Consider the following 19,542-nt stretch of genomic DNA (forward strand, 5'->3'; position numbering starts at 1 on the left):
AGCCTCATTACCCATAGCGTAACAAGTAAACGACGCTATAAAAACGGTGCATGCCAATAACCAATTAATTATATCCTGCATAGTTATCTCCTTGTGTGTTAATAGTTACTATAGCCATGAATTTAAAGAGGTACAATTTTTACTCAAGGGTTTTTATTTAGCACTGTTGTTCTTTTAAGGTTAAGGTTTGTTCAATCTGAGGCAGTTTACTCACGGCGCAAGGTTTATAGCCTAATGGTTTAAATAAAAAAGGCGCAAAGCTTCCATGTCCTGCTTACGTCCCTTATTTACATCCATGAGGGCAATACAGAGTAGCTCCTCCCCTAGTTATAATTCCCTTGAGCTCATCCGACCATATTGCTAATCTAAATGCTTTAAAACTAAGAGCAATAAATACATGGAAACGTTTAAACAACAACACCCTATTCATACCGATATCACTGTGGCATGGGGCGATATGGATGCCCTACAGCATGTTAATAACTGTGTTTATCTTCGTTATTTTGAAATAGCCAGAATCGACTTTTTAAATAAATTAAATTTATTTGATACTATCAATGCTAAAGCCACAGGCCCTGTGATCAGTGAAAATAATATTCGTTATAAGCGTCCCGTTACCTTTCCCGACACATTAAGCGTAGGTATTACCATTAGTGATATTAAATCTGACCGCTTTGTAATGAACTACAGTGTGTTTAGTCATGCGCAAAACGCGATAACAACCACCGGCATGTCAAAAGTGGTGATGTTTGACTTTAAAACAGGCCAAAAAGCCACGATCACTGAGCCATTGTTATCGGCTTTAAAAGCAAACTCTCAAACCGAATAATTAGGATTAGCAATGCAATATAGTCAATTAGGCAGCAGTGGGGTTAGCGTTTCAAGAGTGTGTTTAGGTAGCATGACCTGGGGAGTACAAAACACCCAATATGATGCCGACCAACAGATAGCCTATGCGCTTGAGCAGGGTGTGAACTTTATTGACACAGCAGAAATGTATGCTGTTCCTCCCTCTCCCGATACCTACGGTAAAACAGAAGAAATTATAGGCAATTGGATAGCACGTAATTCACAAAAACGAAAAGACATTGTTATTGCAACTAAAATTGCCGGTAATGGGCTTTCATGGATCCGTGATGGCGGCAATATTACCCGCCAAGCTGTTATTGATGCGGTTGATCATTCTCTAAAACGCCTACAAACCGACTATATTGATTTATACCAGCTACACTGGCCAAATCGCCGTACCCCTCACTTTGCTAGGCAATGGCCTGGTATGCTTAAATTTACCGAGGTAGATGCAAAACAACACACCGCTGATATGCTTGATATTTTAGAGGGGTTAGATGCGTGTGTTAAAGCAGGAAAAATTAAACATTGTGGGCTTTCTGATGATACGCCTTGGGGAATTAGCCAATTTTTAAATTTATCAAAAGAGCATAACTTGCCAAAAATGGTGTCTATCCAAAACGAGTTTAGCCTAGTACATGCCAAAGATTGGCCTTATTTAATAGAACAATGTGTACATGAAGATATTGCTTATTTACCTTGGTCACCATTGGCCGCAGGGCTATTAACCGGTAAATACCTAAATGGATCGCGCCCTGAAGGCTCTCGCTGGACATTTATGCAGCGTAACGGTATTTTTCGTGATACGCCACAATCACAAAAGGCGACCAAAGAGTATGTTGAACTTGCCCATGCACACGCTATCACCCCAGCTCAATTAGCGCTGGCTTGGTGTAATCAAGTTGATGGAGTGACATCATCTATTATTGGTGCCACTACTATGGCGCAATTAAAGGAAGACATTGATGCGTTTGACCTAACACTGAGCGATGACGTGTTATCAGCGATTGATATCATATTTAGAAATAATCCAATGCCTTACTAATGAAATCAAGCAAAGGGTAAATGTTATTCAATAATGTTGATTCTTTGCTATTTTTTATGTTTATTTTTTAAACGCCAAGGTATAATTAAATACAGTCATTTAATAAAGAATTATCAGCTTTTTATGGATACAGCTCGTTATTTCTGCCTGCTATTTTTAATATTCTCGAGTAACAGTATTAGCCAATCTAAAAATCAGCTCACTGAAATTTTATGGCTACAAAGCAACACACCGCCTTTTCACTTAAACTCAGAGAATACTAAAATGGGCTTGTGTGACAATTTAACTAAGCAACTAATCAGTAGTATAAAGGATGTAAAACATACTCGATTATTTGTTCCACAAAAACGAATTAATAAATATATCAAAGAAGGCAAAAATGTCTGCTTTCCATGCGTAATCCATAAAAAGAGCACCAACGAAGTCTATACATACTCACGTCCTACCTCTATCTACCCTGAGTTTAGTATTATTACAACTAACCAAAAAGCAGAAACACTTACTAAAGCACATGGTAATCCTATAAATTTAATTAGTTTACTTAGCGATGAACGCTTTACCTATGGACAAGCCGCAGCACGACGTTTTTCACCACACATAAATATGATTATTGAAAACTCTTTGAGCCATCATAACGTGTCCTTAAGCTTAAGTAGTGATAATGAGAGTGGTGTTGTGATCGATAGGTTGAGGCATGGCTTTTTAGACTACTCGCTCGATTACCCTTTTATGGCCAGTTACTTTAACCAGCAACAACACCCTATAAAAATCGTTAGTATACCCATAGCTCAAAATACACGCTCATTAATCAAAGGAGCTGTAGGCTGTGCGACTAATGCGCCTAATGATTTTGCTAATCAGGCAATTAAGAAAATTAATGCGGCATTAGAAAGTACCATACTAGAATCGGCTGCTCATCAACTAAGCCAGCGACACTGGCTAAGTGAACATATCGATAATTTTGATAAACAATATTATCAACACATAATTAACTTTGACTCACAGACCAATGATGCTCCAATAAACACTGCTGACCAGAATAAAGAGCAACGTTAAACTCTCGTCCAGTACTAACCACCCCTACGCCAGCAGGCGTGCCAGTCATAATAATGTCGCCTTCTTCGAGGCTCATAAACTGACTAACCTCAGCCAATATTTGTGCAGGTTGGTGCAACATAAGTTGGCTATCACCATGTTGAACCGGCTTGCCATCAATATGTAATTCAAATATAAACGATGTCATCTCTGGCGTTAATTCAATAAACTCACTAAATAAAACTGAACCGTCAAATGCTTTAGCACGCTCCCACGGCAGGCCTTTTTCTTTTAAGCTGCTTTGCAAAGCGCGTTTAGTCAAATCAAGTCCAATGCCCACGCCCACAAGTTGTTTATTTTTAACCGCAAAGCATAACTCTGTTTCGTAGTGCAATGTATCGCCAAGATGAGTAGCGAGTAAGGTATCAGTGATCGCGCTATTAGGCTTATTAAAAACCACCATTTGCTCTGGGTGTTCGTTGTTTAATTCAGCAATATGCGCACTGTAATTACGCCCCACACAGACTATTTTTGAAGGTTGTATGCTCTGCGAAGCCAGCTTTATTTGATTCATTCTATCACCTGTTAATTACACAACGCGTTTAATATTTTGGCATACTCTCAAATTATTAACGCAAAAGCGAATACAGTTTTATCACGCTTTTATGACTACTACTGAGCTAAATATAATCAATGATACAGACTGAAATAAAAAGTAGACGTGTATAATTTAGTAGGTTTTTGTATACGCGGTTTTAAAGCAATAAGCAGGTACATTTAGCACCTGCTTATTGATAGATTATTAATAGGTTATTGACTACTTACAAGTAACACTACTTTGCTCGGCAGCATTTGCTGTAATAGCCAGCTTAGCAATAGATACATGCCAATCACCTTGCGTGCTTAACTGCCAAGGGGTGAACACTTGTGCTAAATCAACACCTTGCTCTGCAAAACAACTTAAGTTGATGTTTAATGTTTGCCATTGACCTGATTGCTCAAGGTTATCAGTAATATCAAACTTAAACTGACAACTCTCACCACACCCCATACCAACCCATAACGGACTAGCCGCGGCTTTATCTACTTTAATTTGCATTTGCAGTTGGCCATTACTCTCAACGTATGAGCGTAAGTCAGATGGGAATGCCGCGGCTAAATTAACCCCAGCCATTGCTTGGCCATTAAAACGAATAGCGCGCGCATCTTCTTGCACCTCTTTATCAAATGTTTGGATGCTCACCGCACCTAATGACTCGCGACTGCTCGCCACCGTTTTTTGTTGCTCACCACTTTTTAAAACCAGTGACCACGGTGCTTTAATTGCACGCTCAAACAATACTAAATCATCCAGTTTTTCAGTCTGTTGAGTTTGCTCCACCAGGTCATCTTTTAAGACATTACTATCGTTGTAAGTTAAACCAAAACCATAAGGAAGTAATGGACTGTAACCTCCGTCGTTACGGTTTTCATTATCGATTGGATTATTAGGCCAGGAAAACGATAGCTTGCTTTTAAAGTCATGATTAATTGAACCGTCTGCATTTTTAAACAAGACATCACTAATTGCATCGCCTTCACTACCTAGAAGCCAAATAGCAACGAACGCATCACTGGCGTTAAGCTCAGCATTAACCCACATAGGGCGACCGCTTATAAATAATGAAATAACAGGGGTTCCCGCATCTTTAAACTTACGCAGTAGCGCTAAGTCGCTTTTATTGCCGCGCTGGTATTCGAGGTTATCAACATCACCATTAACTTCTGCGTATGGTAAACGTCCGGTGATCATCACCTAGATATTGACATTCCAAGGCAATAATTGTTCTATGTCTGGCTCAGGCTGACAAAGCTCATCGAGGCAATGCATGATGTAATCAAATGGCGTTAAGCCGTTGGATCTTGCAGTTTCGATGATGCTGTATAGGTGAACGCTTGCTATTGCGCCGCGTGAGGTTTGGCTAAACATCCAGTTCTTACGGCCAATAACAAATTGTTTGATAGCTTGCTCGGCGCGGTTATTGTCGATATTAAGCTGACCATTTTCAAGGTAAACTATAAGCTTATGCCATTGATTAGCGAGATAGGTTGCTGCCTCTGCTAACTTGGTTTTCCCGACTAAACGTGGCTGATTTTGCTCTAGCCATTTATGCAGTTTATCGATAATAGGTTTCGCTTGCTCTTGCCTTATTTCATGCTTTTGTGCTGGTGTTTTATCGTTGAGTTTTGATTCAATGCCGTACAGTTTTTGAATGAGACTCAAGACTACGTCGGCTTTGCCTGTCTTGTTTTTACCCTGCACGTGTTTTGCTTCTATAAATTTACGACGTGCATGGGCCTAGCAACCAACGAGTGTTGATTGCGTTTGTGCATACGCTTGATAACCATCATCCTGTAAATAGCCCGAATAGCCATCCAGATAATTAACCACACAGGAAGCTGCCCAACTGGTTTGATAGTCGTAAAGCACAATGTTTGGTATTGGGTTGTGTTTATTTATAGCCAATGGCGAATCCGTGCCGGTACAATATAGCCACATGTAACTTTTTACTTTGTCGGCGTTGAGCACATTGACCGTCGTTTCATTGGCATGTATCGCAGGCTGTTTAAGTAACGCGTGTTTCAGTCGTTGTATCAGCGGTTCAAACAAGGTAGTGGATGCAGTGGCAGTGCATATTGATATTGGCTGGTGATGATTTGACTTAACAAACTGGACGTGGCCATGCCTTTGTTGATGGCCATGTTTGGCATCTTGGCTTGTTTAATACTGTTATTCGACCCTGACTTATCACATTCACGACACGCGTACTTTGGGCGAATATGCTCAATGACTTTTATCTTTGCGGGGACGAAGCCGAGCTTTTCGCTGACGTTTTCACCCATTTTATGCAACTCATTACCACAGCAGTTACACACCTTGTCTTCTTCGGCAATGTCATGAATCACTTGCTCACGGGTGAACTACCCGCACAACTTTCAATAATAGGCTACGATAACATGTTCTTTACCCGCCACGTATACCCCCCTTTAAGCACTATAAATATGAAATGGGTAAAGTAGTTGCACAGTGGGTACTGAGCCATGTGTATCAAAAAGCGTACAGCCTATTCAAACTTTATTTCAGCCCGAATTAGTCATACGCCAATCGGTCGTTAATATTACCTAGCTAATTATTATATAAATTGGCAAATAGTGGCGTTAAACAAGTTTACTTAATAGCGCCAAGTTTATTGGTTTAAGCAAAACTTGCTCTATTTCTAGCTGCCTAATGTGTACGGCATCAGGCTCCATTCCACTAATAATAACTCGTTGAATATCGGGATAGTGTTCTTTAATAAACCCAGCAAGCTCTAAACCTGAACCATCGGGTAAATGCATATCGAGTAATACTTTGTCGTAATTACTGTCTTGTTTAAGCGCTGTACAACACGCCTCTATACTAGTTGCAATAGTGGTTTCTACATCCAAGCTTTCTAATAAAAGCTGAGTTATTTGTGCGGCATCAGCATCGTCTTCCACTAATAAAAAACGCTTTATGCTAGTATTATGTTTTGGCGTTGGTTGTATCGATGAAACACGCTGTGTTTTTTTCTCCAGCGCTGACTCTAAGCATTGGTAAAGTAAGTTGGAATCCACAGGTTTAGCAATCATATCATCAAACCCTAGCGCGGTTAGTTCGTTATGAATACCTTTCATGGTGGCCGCGGTTAAAGCAATAATCGCCCCTTTAAACCCTAACTTTCTAAGTTCAATGGCAGCTTCTTTTCCACCCATCACCGGCATATGAATATCTAAAAATATAATATCGTAAGCGGCGCGCCCCTCTGCGAGTTGCTTTTTAACCTTATCAAGCGCTTGTTTGCCATTATCAGCATAATCTACATCAGCACCCGCTGAGCCAATTAAATGGCCAACCAACACGCGTAAATCGCGTAAGTCATCCACCACCAACACTTTACCACTTACTTCGCATGGCGCTACTTTTTGCTGCATGTTGGGGGTTAAATCAAGTTTTAATAAATTGCGCTCTACCTGTCTGATATCACCAGGGTATAAGGAAATGGTAAACGTTGAGCCCTCACCTACATAAGAATCTAATGAAATAGTACCCTGCATACGACTAAGTAGCTCAGAACAAATAGCTAATCCCAAGCCCGCACCACCTACTGAGCGCGACTCTACATCTGCAATTTGCTCAAAAGGCTTAAAGATGAGTGCTTGTTTTTCTGGAGCAATACCCAAGCCTGAATCTTTAATGCTAAAAAAGAGCATTTCACGATCAGCCACCATCTCTGTCCATGCGTTAACGATAATTTCGCCTTGCTCGGTAAATTTTATCGCATTATTGATCAGGTTAATGAGAATTTGTCGAACCCGAGTAGCATCTACACGAATAACTAATGGCAAAGGCTCCAGTGATTCAAATTTTAATGATAAACCTTTATCTAGGGCTGATACACGCATTAGCGTAAACACGTCGGCCATTAGGCTATCAAGATTAACATCCCCCAAGCTTAGCTCAAGCTTATCGACTGCAATTTTAGATAAATCTAAAACATCATTCAGTAAGCTCAATAAGTGCTTGCCATTACGATAAATAACACCCAACTCATTTTCAGCTTGCTTGCTAAAATCACTGAGCATAAGTAGTTCGGTATAGCCTAAAATAGACGACAAGGGAGTTCGTAGTTCGTGGCTTAAATGCGCTAAAAAGCGGTCTTTTGAACGGTTTTCAGCCTCCGCTTTTAAACGTTCAACTCGCTCATCTTCTACATCGCGGCGCGCTAAAGCATAACGAATAGAACGGGCAAACCGGCTACCACTCATTTCACTTTTAACTAAGTAATCAACCGCACCAGCATCAAGCGCAGCCGAATCTAGCGCATCGTTAGATTGCCCCGTTAACATGATAATAGGCCCACAAAAGCCATTCTTAATCGCTTGCTTTAAAACACTTAAGCCATCTGAGGTACCTAAGCGATAGTCAAGCAGGCAAATATCATGCTCATTTTTACTTAGTACATGTATTGCCTGCTCAGGAGAGCTTATCCACTCTATGTTAAACACATGGGAACTGAGCTGCTCTAAATAGTCACGAGTAAGAATATAATCATCTTCATCATCTTCAACCAATAGCAGTTTCGTTGCCTTTGCTAACATAGCGTCTCCTATTTTAATTATATGCTTAATCGTTAAACGTGCTTGGTAGCTCTACAAATTCAACCCAGTATTTACCTAACGTTTTCATCAACTCAACTAAACCATCAAAAGTTACTGGCTTGGTAATATATGACGCCGCACCTAAATCGTAACCTTTAACCATATCCTCTTCTTGCTTTGAAGTAGTTAAAATAACAACGGGAATACCTTTTAAATTAGGGTTGGCTTTAATCGCTTGAAGTGCTTCACGTCCATCCATTCTCGGCATGTTTAAGTCGAGTAAAATCAAGCCAGGTCTTGGTGACAGGGTTTTGTCTTCAAACTTGCCTGTACGCTCTAAATACTCTAAAAGCTCTACACCGTCTTCAACAAAGTGTAATTCATTTAAAACGCGACTTTCAGCGAGAGCATCTTGGGTTAATAAACGATCATCTTCATCATCGTCTGCCATTAAAATGGTAATGGGTTTTACGTTTGTTAATGGCATATTATGCCTCTCCTTGTAATGTGAATAACTCTGCATCCACAGGTAGTTTAATAATGAAGGTTGCGCCTTCGTTAGGGGTGCTTATTGCTGTAATAGTTCCTCCATGTCGCTCTACAATTCTGCGACATACAGATAATCCAACGCCGGTTCCTTTATATTGAGAACGCCCATGTAAACGCTGAAATGGCACAAATATTTTATCTGCATACTCAGCTGAAAAGCCGATACCATTATCTTTTACAGTAATAACATGCCAACTTACTTTACTATTATGGTCTTCACTAAACTCGCTAATTCGTTCAAAGCTAATATCAATAACAGGGTTTACGTTAGGCGCTCTAAACTTAACAGCATTTGAAATTAAGTTTAAAAACAGCTGATGCATTTGACTCGGATCAGCCTGAATGATTGGCATATCAACCGTTATCACTTGCGCATTAGACTCGTTAATGGCTATTTCTAAATCGCTTAAAACATCATTAAGTATGCTATTTAGATTGGTGTCGGTAAAATCTTTACCTCGAGTTGTTACTCGAGAGAACTCTAATAAATCATTAATTAAATTAGACATGCGCTGCGCAGCATTTTTCATTCGAGCAATGTAGTCAGTTCCTTTTTCACCTAACTCGTCTTTAAACATGCTTTCAAGACGATCGCTAAATGCTTGAATTTTTCTCAGCGGCTCTTGCAAGTCATGACTGGCAACAAAAGCAAACTCTTCTAACTCACGGTTACTGCGACTTAACTCATCAGAATATAACGTAAGTTCTTGGGTACGTTCGGTCACTTTACTGGCTAAGGTTTCGTTTTGCATTTCGAGCTCAGCTCGATATACCGCCGCATTTTTTAAGTTAAGCCGCGCAAGTAAAAACATACCACCAATAAGTAAAGCACTCGTGATGGCTGTAATTGCAAAAGTGATTTTTGCCTCGTTTTTTATTTGCGCTAATTTAGAAAAGTGACTGACTTTAAATAACAGCTCTCGATCTTGAATATCATTAACAAGTACACGAATCTCTCGGTATAGGTCACGCCCTTTATGAGAGTTGAGTATGAGCATTGCACGTTCTTCTTTGTCATTTAATGCTAATTGAACTGTGCTTTTAAGCTCAGCAATTTTACTATCAACTAATAAAATTAACGTTGCAATACGCTCAGCTTGCCCCTCAATTTCAGAGTTTAAAGAGCGAACATAATCGGTTTGCGATTCAATTTGTGCAACCGCATCGTAATATGGAGCTAAGTAATCATCGTCCTGCGTTAATAAATACCCGCGCTGCCCTGATTCAGCCTGCACTACAGAGAGATGCATTTGCTCAATGGCTGTACTTAGCATATTAGTGTTATCTAAACTTTGCTGAGTACGCGTTAAGCCTTGTATGGTATTAATCGCTAAAAATGCATTACCTACAATAATGCATAGTATTATGGAGATAAATAACGCCCATATAACATTTGCTTTGCCTTGCTGTTTGCGTTTAATCATTTATCGTCCTGGTTTTTATTATTTTGAGTTTGAAATAAGCTGTAAACTGTCACTACATGCTTGGCAATTAACAATTATTTTATCGAGTGCCTCGAGTGCTTTTTCGACGGGCATATCGTTTTCAAGTACTAGCTTGATAAGTTCAGCATTCATTGAAATACGATTTAACGGTGCTCGCGCATCATGTACTAGTTCGTTTAAAGGCTTTATTTGTTTAGTTAATGCCATACTATCCTCATGTTATTTTATTTATATTCGCCAATGCCACCATATGCGTTAAGGCGGTTATAAAGCGTTTTAGTACTTATACCTAACATTTGTGCAGCCAATGTTTTATTACCTTGTACTTTATCGAGTGTTGCATGAATAAGCTCTTTTTCAACTTCTTCAATGGTTTGCCCTGCAGAAACCTGATTTTCCTGAGCTTGATTATTTACTCGTGAAAAAGGTGACTCTAGGTTATTTGGCAGTGCCACATCGCTTGTTTGTGGATCGCTCATAATAAAAGCGCGGTGAATAGCGTGACGAAGTTCGCGTACATTACCTGGCCAGTCGTACGTTTGTAGCTCTTTAAGTTGTTCGTTCGTCCAGCTAAAAGCAGTGCCATTTTCGTCATTTAACTGCTCTAAAAAGACTTTTGCCAATAATGGAATATCGTCTTTTCGTTCACGTAATGGCGGTATATCAATAGGAAATACGGCAAGCCTAAAGTAAATATCTTCACGTAAAATATTATTTTGAGCTAAATCGATTAAAGAACGGTTGGTCGCAGAAATAACGCGGCAGTTAGTTGGAATTTCTCGGTTGCCACCTACCCTTGTTACTTTTTTTGTTTCTAATACGCGCAATAAATTAGGCTGCATGCCAATGGGCATTTCAGTGACTTCATCTAAAAATAAGGTGCCATTATTTGCCTGTTCAAACACGCCCTCTTTGCGGGCTATCGCCCCTGTAAAGGCACCTTTTTCATGACCAAATAATTCACTGCCAATAAGCTCTTTTGAAAGGGCGCCACAGTTGCTAGCAACTAAAGGTCCTTCGCATTGACTGGCATTATGAATCGCTTGTGCAACCACTTCTTTACCGGCACCACTTTCACCTACTAACATTACGTTAGCCTGTGTTTTAGCAACACGTTCTATCATAGTATAGAGCTTTTGCATTGCCTCAGATTCACCAATTAAGGTATCAAAATGATGGGTGATAGCGTTTTTCTTAGCTTTTTTAACAGTTTTTTTAGGACCATTTAAAACCAGTTCTAAATCTTCTCGCTGCAGCGGCTTTAATAAATGCGTTACATTGGGCTCACACATATCGGCTAAAATCCCCTTAACCGATGGGTGCCCTGAAATAAGCGTGACTTTAGGAGATTGACCAATCATTTTCAAATGATCTAATAAGTGCAAGCCGCTACCATCGGGTAACATGAAATCCAGTAATATATGATCAAAGGAATTATTCTCAAACCACTGATGCGCTTCTTCTAAACTGGTTGCAGTTTGAATATTATGCCCAAGAAACTCAACAATGTGACAAATAACATCACTAAATTCGATGTCGTCATCAACTAAAAGTATATTTAACATGATTAATCCCTATGCTTTTTTATTATTCTACTCACCCCTTTCAACAAATGAAAGATATACAGAGCATGGTCAAAACAATGACATTTTATTTTTTATAATTCGCTATTATAACTAAAGATATATGTATAAGCGCTGAAATTAACAAGCTTTGCAGCTAATTACTTTTTAACAATGAAGTAATTAATATAACCAGCTGATATAATTTACCTTTATTGCTGGAGTCGTTATGCGCTTATTAAAAACCACTATTCACCCCACTATTAATATTACTCATGGTTCTCAGTTTACTCGCCCTACTGCTCGCGCAATTGTATTTAAACAACAGCATATTTTATTAATGTACACTCAGCGCTATGACGATTTCAGTTTACCCGGTGGTGGCATAGACTCAAATGAAAGCATTAAACAAGGACTTATCAGAGAGCTTAATGAAGAAACTGGCGCGCAAAATATAAAAATTTGCAGTGAGTTTGGCCTCTATGAAGAATATCGTCCTTGGTACAAAGATGACTTTGATATTATTCATATAAAGTCATACTGTTATGTATGCGAAATTAACGAACAACTCGGCCAAGCACAGCTTGAGCACTATGAGCAACAAAATGGTATGCAAGCTAAATGGGTAAATATTTTTGAGGCGATAGCTCACAACGAACGCACATTAGCTAATAGCGATAAACAAGGATTGTCGATTATTCGAGAAACCTTTTTATTAAAAGAAATTGCCAAACAGTTCTTTTAATAAGTTTACATTACTGCATTTTACGTTCCTATTTGAGGTTCAGCAAGACTTTTTTTTACTAATATAAAATCGATATAAACCAAATAAGTTACTACTTAAAAATAGGCTTTCCATAATTATTGCCACAGGGGAGCCAGCAAAAATATTATGCGTTATCCAAAAAGAGGTTCCCACCACCATACATAACCTTAAGTGCAAGTCTCTATTTTGAAATGAAGCAATGGTTTGTATTAATGTCGCCACCAGCGCAAAGCCACTAAACCAATCGTGCCATGTTAAATAAACGGCTAAACAACTCACTGCCATAAATCCAAACATGACCCAAGTATGCTTAAAGTATATGCAGTAAAAATAACGTAACGCGGCAATAAGCATTAAGCAGGCGGCACTGTTATAACCCAAAATAAAAAAGTGGACTGAGGTTAATAACACAGAGGTAAATAAACAACATAAGATAATGCGTCGGGACTTAAACTGAAATGAAGCTAAGTCGAGTAAAGTCGCGACGGCAACCAATGATTGGGCAATTAAAAACATAACACTCCAAGGCACTTAAGGCATAAAAATGAGGAGTGTATAGTGCTTTATATAAACAGCACTTAACTTAAGTTAAGTCGCTTACGAATTCGTGATAACGAAATGGCCGAAATACCTATATACATAGCCACTTGGCTTAAGCTTAACTGCGCCAACCAATGCGGTTTATGTTTAAGCAAGTAACAGTATCGCTGCTCGGGGCTGTTGAGTAATAAAAATGCTTCTTTGGCTTCTTTAAATATTAGTTGCTGCGCAATGAGCTGCTGCTTAATGAGTTGGTACTGTGCTTGCTCAAATAGTGTTAGCGGTACTTTAATTACACTTGCCTCATTAATTACTTTTAATTGATAAAAAGCGGGGCTTGAGGTCATCCAATTGGCAAACAGCAATGCAAACTCATTTTTAAAATAAAACTCTTTGCATTTTTGCCCGCCATCAATATCATCATGAATAGCACCTAAAACCCCCTCCATAATTAAATAGCCATAACGCTGTACATCGCCTTGGGGCAATAACACGGTATTGCGCGCGACAAGCTGTTGAGGGTAAATACCTGCCAATTGTGATTTAAGCTTATTTATAAGCACTTCGTAACTATCGCCAAGCGATAAAAGTGGGTTGTCAGACATTAAACATTACCATTTTTCCATTAAAATATGCGTAATATCCGCAGCTGATACCCCCACCCGAGGCACATACTTCTGACCACACCATAAAGGCGAAAAATCACTTTGGCCTGCTTTTTCAGCGCATGTTCTTAATGCTGTTATTGCGCTACTAGCATGAGGAAACGAAGGCACGCCCTCAGGCATAGTACCTAACTCGAGCATGACGCGGTTTTGAATACCCCGCGCGGCTCGACCAGAGAACAAAGTAGTAAGCGCGGTGCTACCTTGAGCCTGCTCTAAAATAGCTTGCTGATGTAAAGCAGATGTTTTTGCCTCTTTACATAATAAATAAGCGCTACCAACTTGAACTCCACTTACCCCCAGCGCTTTCATATGCTTTACATCATCTGGCATTGCAATACCTCCTGCAGCAATAATCGGTAATGATAAATGCTCAACACAACGCTTAACTAACTGCTCAGTGGTTTGTTGCAAGCTTAAATCCATTGATAAAAAATGCCCTCGATGCCCACCAGCTTCTATACCTTGAGCAATAACAGCATCAGCGCCATTTTCACTGAGCCAAATAGCTTCATCTAAAGTGGTCGCCGTTGAAATTACTTTAGCGCCCCAGTTTTTTATTTGCGCCACAATAGCGTGCTCAGGTAAACCAAAATGAAAACTCACAACTGCAGGTTTATAGGGAGCAATAATATCTACAACGGCTTGGTTTATAGGCTGACGGGATGCCTCTGCGGTTAAACTTTGCGGGTCAATTTCATACTCTGCAAAATAAGGGGTCAGCATATTATGCCATTGCTGCTTTTGTTGGCTGGTGTAATCTGTAACCGTGTGACAAAAAAAGTTTAGATTAAATGGTTTATCTGTTTTTTGAGTAAGCAAGTCGAGCTGTTCAACTAACTGTGCTGGCGATAACATAGCGCAAGGCAACGACCCTAACCCGCCAGCTTCACAAACGCTTGCAGCCAACTCAACGCTTTGTACGCCCGCCATGGGCGCTTGAATAAGAGGTAAATCGATATTAAACAATGACTGTATCATCTAACTACTCCCTGTAACTTTTTCAACAACTTGCAGTATTTACAGAACCATAGCAAAAACAACGAACAAACAAAATCTAGATTTTTGTATGAAGTAATATAAAAACCATTATTAACAAAAAGTTATGAATTATTATAAACTATCGCCCAACTGGCTTTGGTTTTGCACCTACCCTATTACATAATTTGTTAGGAGGTAAAATGAGTAACACAGTAGATACGATCAATCCAGCAACTGAGCAAGTCATCAATAGCTATACGCTGCTTTCTCAAGCTCAAGCAGAACAAGTGATCGAAAAGTCTCATGAAACATACTTAACATGGCGATTAACCTCGTTTACTGAGCGCGCTAAATACCTGAATAAGCTAGCCTCTTTATTTGAAGAGCAAAAAGAAACGCTTGCTAAACTGATGACCGAAGAAATGGGTAAAGTGTACGAACAAGGCTTTCAAGAAGTGCAGCTTTGTGCTGACATTTGCCGTTATACCGCAGAACATGGCGCCGATATGCTGAGCGACGAAGAACGCGATATGCAAGGCGGTCGTGCAATTATAAGTTATCGCCCCACTGGCGTGTTGCTAGGTATTCAGCCATGGAACTTCCCACTTTATCAAGTTATTAGATACAGCGCCGCAAATATTATGGCGGGTAATACCACGGTATTAAAACACGCGGGCAATGTGTTTGGTATGGCTGAAAAAATAGATACCTTATTTAAACAAGCTGGGTTCCCTGAGCATTGCTTTAGTAACTTACTAATTGACGGAAAAACAGCCAGCGCACTTATCTCTCATAAACACATTAGTGGCGTTACCTTCACAGGAAGTGATGGCACAGGCAAAAAAGTAGCTGAGCAGGCCGGTAAGCACGTTAAAAAAACCGTACTAGAACTGGGTAGTAATGACGCTTATGTTGTACTTGATGATGCTGACCTCGCACTGGCAGTTAAAACCTGTTTGCAGGGCCGCATTATTAACAATGGCCAAACCTGTGTGGCTGCCAAGCGTTTTGTGGTAGTTGACTCATTATACAATGACTTTAAAGAAGCACTGAGCCAGCAATTTAAAGCAATTAAAATGGGCGACCCTATGGATAAAGATACTGAACTGGGCCCTATGGCACGAGAAGATTTACGCGACAAAATTCATCAGCAAGTGCAAGACTCGGTAAATGCAGGCGCAAAAGTAATTGTAGGCGGCGAAATTCCGAAGCAAACAGGCTATTACTACCCACCTACAGTACTAGAAAATTTATCACCAGGGATGCCTGCATATGATGACGAATTATTTGGCCCTGTGGCATCTTTGATTAAAGCCAAAGATAATGACGACGCTATGCGTATTGCCAACGACTCCCGTTATGGACTAGGCGGCGGTATCTTTTCAAAAGATGAGAAAAAAGCCATTGAGCTGGCTAAAAAGCATTTTGATACCGGTATGATCAACATAAACGGTTACGGACTGGCACAACCGAACCTACCATTTGGCGGTGTTAAAGACAGTGGCTATGGCAGAGAACATGGCGGCTTTGGTATTCGCGAGTTTGTGAATGTTAAAAGCATCATGATTAATAGCTAATATCAGGTATCTGGTTAATAAAACTAAACACCGCGCTTGTAATAAGCGCGGTGTTTTTTGCCTGATAAATCTAAAAACCTGAATTGGGCTGTTTTAAAAACTCGCGTTCTTCTTCTGTAGACACCCGCCCCAGTATTTTATTACGATGCGGGTAACGATTAAATCTATCGATAATCGCTTTATGTTGATACTCAAAGTCTAAGTTATTTTGAATACCTAACGCCTTAAATAACCGGACTGCTTCCTTATGAATTAACTGCGATTCGCTGTGCATAAAAGGCATATACAAAAATACTCGCTGCTCATCCGTCAACTTCTTATCAAACCCTTTTGTAATGGCCGATTGTGCTAACGCTAAAGCCATTGAATCACAGGCGAATGATGCTGGCTTGTCACGATAAATATTTCGCGAGAACTGATCAAGCACGATAATTTCAGCTAGGCTGCCTAATGCACTCTCACGCCATTGAAATAACTCACTCGCACTCGCTTGCTGGTGTAATTGGCCAAAACGAGCCTGAATCATCAAATCAAACGCCTCGTCTTTTTGCCACCACTGCTTTGGCTCAAGCTCTGTAAACCAAAAGTTGATAATTTTATTAAACATAATGAATCTCTTTGTTAATTAACACTCAACTAAATAGCTCGCTATATAAAATCCCGCAAATTTAAAAAGCACGACCCTAATGTATTAATTTTGCCTTTCGCCTAAAGCCTTTAACCTAACACCTGTACTTAATCTAGCCTTTTTCAAACCTAGGCACTTTACGTTTATCGGCTTTGCTCATAGCAAGCTCTTGTATGTCTTGCTGTTTAAGCTCGCTGGGCTTTGTTTCGAGTGATTGCTGATTAGCATCTTCATAAACAAGTTCGGTAAGCAGAGCAAAGTGATCGGAGCCATATTTAGCAACACGTTTGATACGCTTTACAGTAAAACCTGTAGAGTGAAATAAGTGATCGAGCGGCCAGCGCATAAAAAAGTAACCAGCATGAAAAGTGTTATAAAAGCCCCGTCCTTTACGTGGGTCTAAAAAGCCACTGATTTGCATAAATAAACGGGTGCTGCGTGACCAAGCTACATCATTTAAATCGCCGGCGACTATCGTTGGGCGACTTGGATTTTTAAGCGCTTTAGCCACCATTATTAGTTCGCTATCGCGCGGACGCGATGAATCTTTTTCTGTTGGGCTTGGTGGCGCGGGATGAATAAAATGCCCCTGCATTTTTAGCCCTTGATGGTTTTCAAATAAAATATGAATAGAGGGAATATTATCTTCTATGAGTTCACAAATTTGTGCATCGAGTATGTTAAATTTACTAAATACATGCATGCCGTAACGATTATCTTTTGGGCACTGTACTTGATAAGGGTAGTTTTTTTTAAGCACAGATAACTTATCTTGCCACCAGCTATCGCTTTCTAAGGTGATAAGTAAATCGGGCTGATATTTATCGACTAAGTTAATTAACTGCTCACTATGTCGATTCGACATCAGTACATTAGCGCATAAGATTCTGATGCTATGATCACTACTTTTTGGCGCTGTTAATACTTCTTTTTTAGCAAACCAAGTGTAGGGATAAATCCACTTAGCTTGCAAAACTAAAATAACAAAAGCGACCACCGCTACGAGTGAGTAAGCAATTAAGCCGCTTTGCCACATACCTATTAGTGCAACGATAATTACAGCGCTTGCTAGGTAGCACACCTGCAAGCGCACAAAGTCGCAACTACGTATCAAGTAATGCTGACTGTATGACAGGGGTAATAAGGTTATTAATAACAACAAGCCAGTAACTATGACCAATACAGTGAGCATTTATAAATCCTAATAGCGCTGTAAAATAGAGAGTATTTCACGAGTGTCGTGCACTAGGTGAATAATAGTGCGATCAATTTCAACTCGCACTGTGTCTCTTTCTCGGTCTATTACTCTAGCACGCTTATAAATGTCATGCCCAAGGATATCACCTTGATAATAAGATCTGTGCCACCCTGGTGGAGTCCACCCTTGACGAATTAACTGCTTGGCTTGTTTCTTAGAAAGCCATTTTTTATTATGGTATTGGTTATTTTTTTGCTTTTTCCAGTGATGCTTGTTTGCGTGTTTATTCGCATGCTTACCTGCATGTTTGTCTTTGTGTGGTACAGCAAATGCGTTTGTTGCCGTTAGCGCAAAAACCATTAATAAAATACTGATTAATGTTTTCATGGCTGTTCTCCAGTGTGGTTATTACTGAAGATTATTAACGCTTAAGCCTGAACAACACATGAAACCCTAAAGTTAGCGCTGTTTGTACTGTGTTTTACAATGACTGCGTATAATCGCGGGGTCGCGTAACTTTAGGTGTTTAGTTTTACGCCCGGCATGGCGTTTACGCCACACTTTAAATGAGCCACTAGATATGTGGTCACGCATAAAATTAACTAATTGAGAGTAATTTAGCCCATACAGATTTTCAATGGCTTCAAATGGCGTTCTGTCTTCCCATGCCATTTCTATAATGCGTGATTGCTGTTCTTGGTTAAACATATTAATTCCAAATTTGGTTAATACGCAAAAGTTAAATTTAGCGATCATCACTTGCTTGTGATGTTAAAAATATAACCTCTTTTCATTTATTAACTTTAATTAAGTGTATGATTAATCTACACACTGAAACCGGAGCTAAAAGGATGTTTACAAAACTACCTAAGTGGGTCGAATATGGTGCGTTTACCCTCGCTTTTATTGCCGGTATGGTAAACGCAGTAGGTTTATTAGGGTTTGAACAGCAAGCAATTTCTCATGTTTCGGGGTCGGTGACTTCATTAGCTATTGAACTTACTACCAACATCAATGCAGCGTTATTTTTAATTGCGATTGTACTGAGCTTTATATTTGGCTCGGCATTAACAGGCTTAATGCTCTCAGGCGGGTCACTTAAGTTAGGACGCCATTACGATACGCTCTTATTTATTGAGGGTATTTTACTACTGGTAAGCGCACAGCTACTTCAACATTCATATCCTTACGCACTTACACTCGCCTCTGCCGCCTGCGGCTTACAAAATGCTTTAGCCACTAACTACAGCGGTGCTGTAGTGCGTACCACTCATTTAACCGGTATTTTTACCGATTTGGGTTTGATGTTTGGTAAAGCCCTAAAAGGAGAAGCTTTTGACAATAGAAAATGCTTGGTCTTTACATTAATTGTTGCCGGTTTTTTAACCGGTGGAGTGGTAGGCGTATTGCTATTTAAACATTACTCAGTGCTCACTTTAGTTTTTCCGGGTATTTTTTGTATTGTTTTATCGATTACTTATCGGGTTTATAGGTTGAGTGTGCTTTAACCAATTCACAAACTCCCCTACCCTAAACTTATCA

The 19,542-nt window shown here is 39.7% G+C and carries 20 protein-coding genes and 1 pseudogene; 6 read left to right on the forward strand and 15 right to left on the reverse strand.

Going from position 1 to position 19,542, the window contains the following annotated elements; all coding sequences use genetic code 11:
* Window positions 1–397: 397 nt before the first annotated feature.
* The 3 genes from MTN96_RS22085 (at window position 398) to MTN96_RS22095 (ending at window position 2,950) form a co-directional block, all read left to right on the forward strand.
* A complete protein-coding gene (locus MTN96_RS22085) occupies window positions 398–829 on the forward strand; it encodes a thioesterase family protein (RefSeq protein WP_024601547.1) in 432 nt (143 codons plus the stop codon).
* A gap of 12 nt (window positions 830–841) precedes the next feature.
* Window positions 842–1,894 carry an aldo/keto reductase gene (locus MTN96_RS22090; protein WP_036979928.1) on the forward strand — a complete coding sequence of 351 codons (1,053 nt, stop codon included), beginning with the start codon at window positions 842–844 and terminating at the stop codon, window positions 1,892–1,894.
* Between the two features lie 123 nt (window positions 1,895–2,017).
* Complete coding sequence (locus MTN96_RS22095) at window positions 2,018–2,950, forward strand: ABC transporter substrate-binding protein (RefSeq protein ID WP_248532759.1); 933 nt, start codon at window positions 2,018–2,020, stop codon at window positions 2,948–2,950.
* On the opposite strand, the gene MTN96_RS22100 is transcribed toward MTN96_RS22095, so the two are convergent.
* From MTN96_RS22100 to MTN96_RS22135, 8 genes and pseudogenes are all read right to left on the reverse strand, one after another.
* Window positions 2,883–3,503: a fumarylacetoacetate hydrolase family protein gene (locus MTN96_RS22100; protein ID WP_248532760.1), complete on the reverse strand. Its 621-nt coding sequence runs from the start codon at window positions 3,501–3,503 to the stop codon at window positions 2,883–2,885. The two genes, MTN96_RS22095 and MTN96_RS22100, sit on opposite strands and share 68 nt — an antisense overlap.
* Before the next feature lie 243 nt (window positions 3,504–3,746).
* The gene (locus MTN96_RS22105; protein ID WP_248532798.1) at window positions 3,747–4,721 is read right to left on the reverse strand and encodes a putative glycoside hydrolase; all 975 of its coding nucleotides are present in this window, start codon (window positions 4,719–4,721) and stop codon (window positions 3,747–3,749) included.
* Between the two features lie 3 nt (window positions 4,722–4,724).
* A pseudogene (locus MTN96_RS22110) lies at window positions 4,725–5,884 on the reverse strand (IS66 family transposase); the annotation flags it as partial.
* A gap of 243 nt (window positions 5,885–6,127) precedes the next feature.
* On the reverse strand, window positions 6,128–8,089 hold the full coding sequence (locus MTN96_RS22115) for a response regulator (protein WP_248532761.1): 1,962 nt from the start codon (window positions 8,087–8,089) through the stop codon (window positions 6,128–6,130).
* 25 nt (window positions 8,090–8,114) lie between these two features.
* The gene (locus tag MTN96_RS22120) at window positions 8,115–8,576 is read right to left on the reverse strand and encodes a response regulator (protein ID WP_069439234.1); all 462 of its coding nucleotides are present in this window, start codon (window positions 8,574–8,576) and stop codon (window positions 8,115–8,117) included.
* Between the two features lies 1 nt (window position 8,577).
* Window positions 8,578–10,062: a CHASE3 domain-containing protein gene (locus MTN96_RS22125; RefSeq protein WP_214552076.1), complete on the reverse strand. Its 1,485-nt coding sequence runs from the start codon at window positions 10,060–10,062 to the stop codon at window positions 8,578–8,580.
* An 18-nt stretch (window positions 10,063–10,080) separates the two neighbouring features.
* Window positions 10,081–10,290: a histidine kinase gene (locus tag MTN96_RS22130; RefSeq protein ID WP_214552077.1), complete on the reverse strand. Its 210-nt coding sequence runs from the start codon at window positions 10,288–10,290 to the stop codon at window positions 10,081–10,083.
* Window positions 10,291–10,307: 17 nt separating this feature from the next.
* Window positions 10,308–11,648: a sigma-54 dependent transcriptional regulator gene (locus tag MTN96_RS22135; RefSeq protein WP_248532763.1), complete on the reverse strand. Its 1,341-nt coding sequence runs from the start codon at window positions 11,646–11,648 to the stop codon at window positions 10,308–10,310.
* A 226-nt stretch (window positions 11,649–11,874) separates the two neighbouring features.
* Here MTN96_RS22135 and MTN96_RS22140 point away from each other — a divergent pair, with 226 nt between their 5' ends.
* On the forward strand, window positions 11,875–12,390 hold the full coding sequence (locus tag MTN96_RS22140; protein WP_248532764.1) for an NUDIX hydrolase: 516 nt from the start codon (window positions 11,875–11,877) through the stop codon (window positions 12,388–12,390).
* A gap of 39 nt (window positions 12,391–12,429) precedes the next feature.
* Here MTN96_RS22140 and MTN96_RS22145 read toward each other — a convergent pair whose 3' ends face one another.
* The 3 genes from MTN96_RS22145 to MTN96_RS22155 form a co-directional block, all read right to left on the reverse strand.
* Entirely contained in the window at window positions 12,430–12,927 is a 498-nt protein-coding gene (locus MTN96_RS22145; protein ID WP_248532765.1) for a YgjV family protein, read from the reverse strand.
* 62 nt (window positions 12,928–12,989) lie between these two features.
* Window positions 12,990–13,556, reverse strand: coding sequence for a Crp/Fnr family transcriptional regulator (locus MTN96_RS22150; RefSeq protein WP_036979957.1), 567 nt, complete (start codon window positions 13,554–13,556; stop codon window positions 12,990–12,992).
* Between the two features lie 6 nt (window positions 13,557–13,562).
* Window positions 13,563–14,597: a nitronate monooxygenase family protein gene (locus MTN96_RS22155; protein ID WP_248532767.1), complete on the reverse strand. Its 1,035-nt coding sequence runs from the start codon at window positions 14,595–14,597 to the stop codon at window positions 13,563–13,565.
* 200 nt (window positions 14,598–14,797) lie between these two features.
* Between MTN96_RS22155 and MTN96_RS22160 the strand changes: the two genes are divergently transcribed.
* Window positions 14,798–16,174, forward strand: a complete 1,377-nt coding sequence (locus MTN96_RS22160) for an NAD-dependent succinate-semialdehyde dehydrogenase (protein WP_036979962.1) — start codon at window positions 14,798–14,800, stop codon at window positions 16,172–16,174.
* 70 nt (window positions 16,175–16,244) lie between these two features.
* Here MTN96_RS22160 and MTN96_RS22165 read toward each other — a convergent pair whose 3' ends face one another.
* The 4 genes from MTN96_RS22165 to MTN96_RS22180 all read right to left on the reverse strand — a co-directional run bounded on the left by MTN96_RS22165 (window position 16,245) and on the right by MTN96_RS22180 (window position 18,708).
* The gene (locus tag MTN96_RS22165; RefSeq protein ID WP_248532769.1) at window positions 16,245–16,781 is read right to left on the reverse strand and encodes a DUF924 family protein; all 537 of its coding nucleotides are present in this window, start codon (window positions 16,779–16,781) and stop codon (window positions 16,245–16,247) included.
* 133 nt (window positions 16,782–16,914) lie between these two features.
* A complete protein-coding gene (locus MTN96_RS22170; RefSeq protein ID WP_069439240.1) occupies window positions 16,915–17,994 on the reverse strand; it encodes an endonuclease/exonuclease/phosphatase family protein in 1,080 nt (359 codons plus the stop codon).
* A 9-nt stretch (window positions 17,995–18,003) separates the two neighbouring features.
* A complete protein-coding gene (locus MTN96_RS22175; protein ID WP_248532771.1) occupies window positions 18,004–18,387 on the reverse strand; it encodes a hypothetical protein in 384 nt (127 codons plus the stop codon).
* Between the two features lie 72 nt (window positions 18,388–18,459).
* On the reverse strand, window positions 18,460–18,708 hold the full coding sequence (locus tag MTN96_RS22180) for a TIGR03643 family protein (RefSeq protein ID WP_069439242.1): 249 nt from the start codon (window positions 18,706–18,708) through the stop codon (window positions 18,460–18,462).
* A 143-nt stretch (window positions 18,709–18,851) separates the two neighbouring features.
* On the opposite strand from MTN96_RS22180, the gene MTN96_RS22185 reads away from it, so the two are divergent.
* Window positions 18,852–19,508, forward strand: a complete 657-nt coding sequence (locus MTN96_RS22185) for a YoaK family protein (protein WP_036979974.1) — start codon at window positions 18,852–18,854, stop codon at window positions 19,506–19,508.
* The last annotated feature ends 34 nt before the right edge of the window (window positions 19,509–19,542 follow it).

It is taken from the genome of Pseudoalteromonas sp. 2CM28B (genome assembly GCF_023161935.1).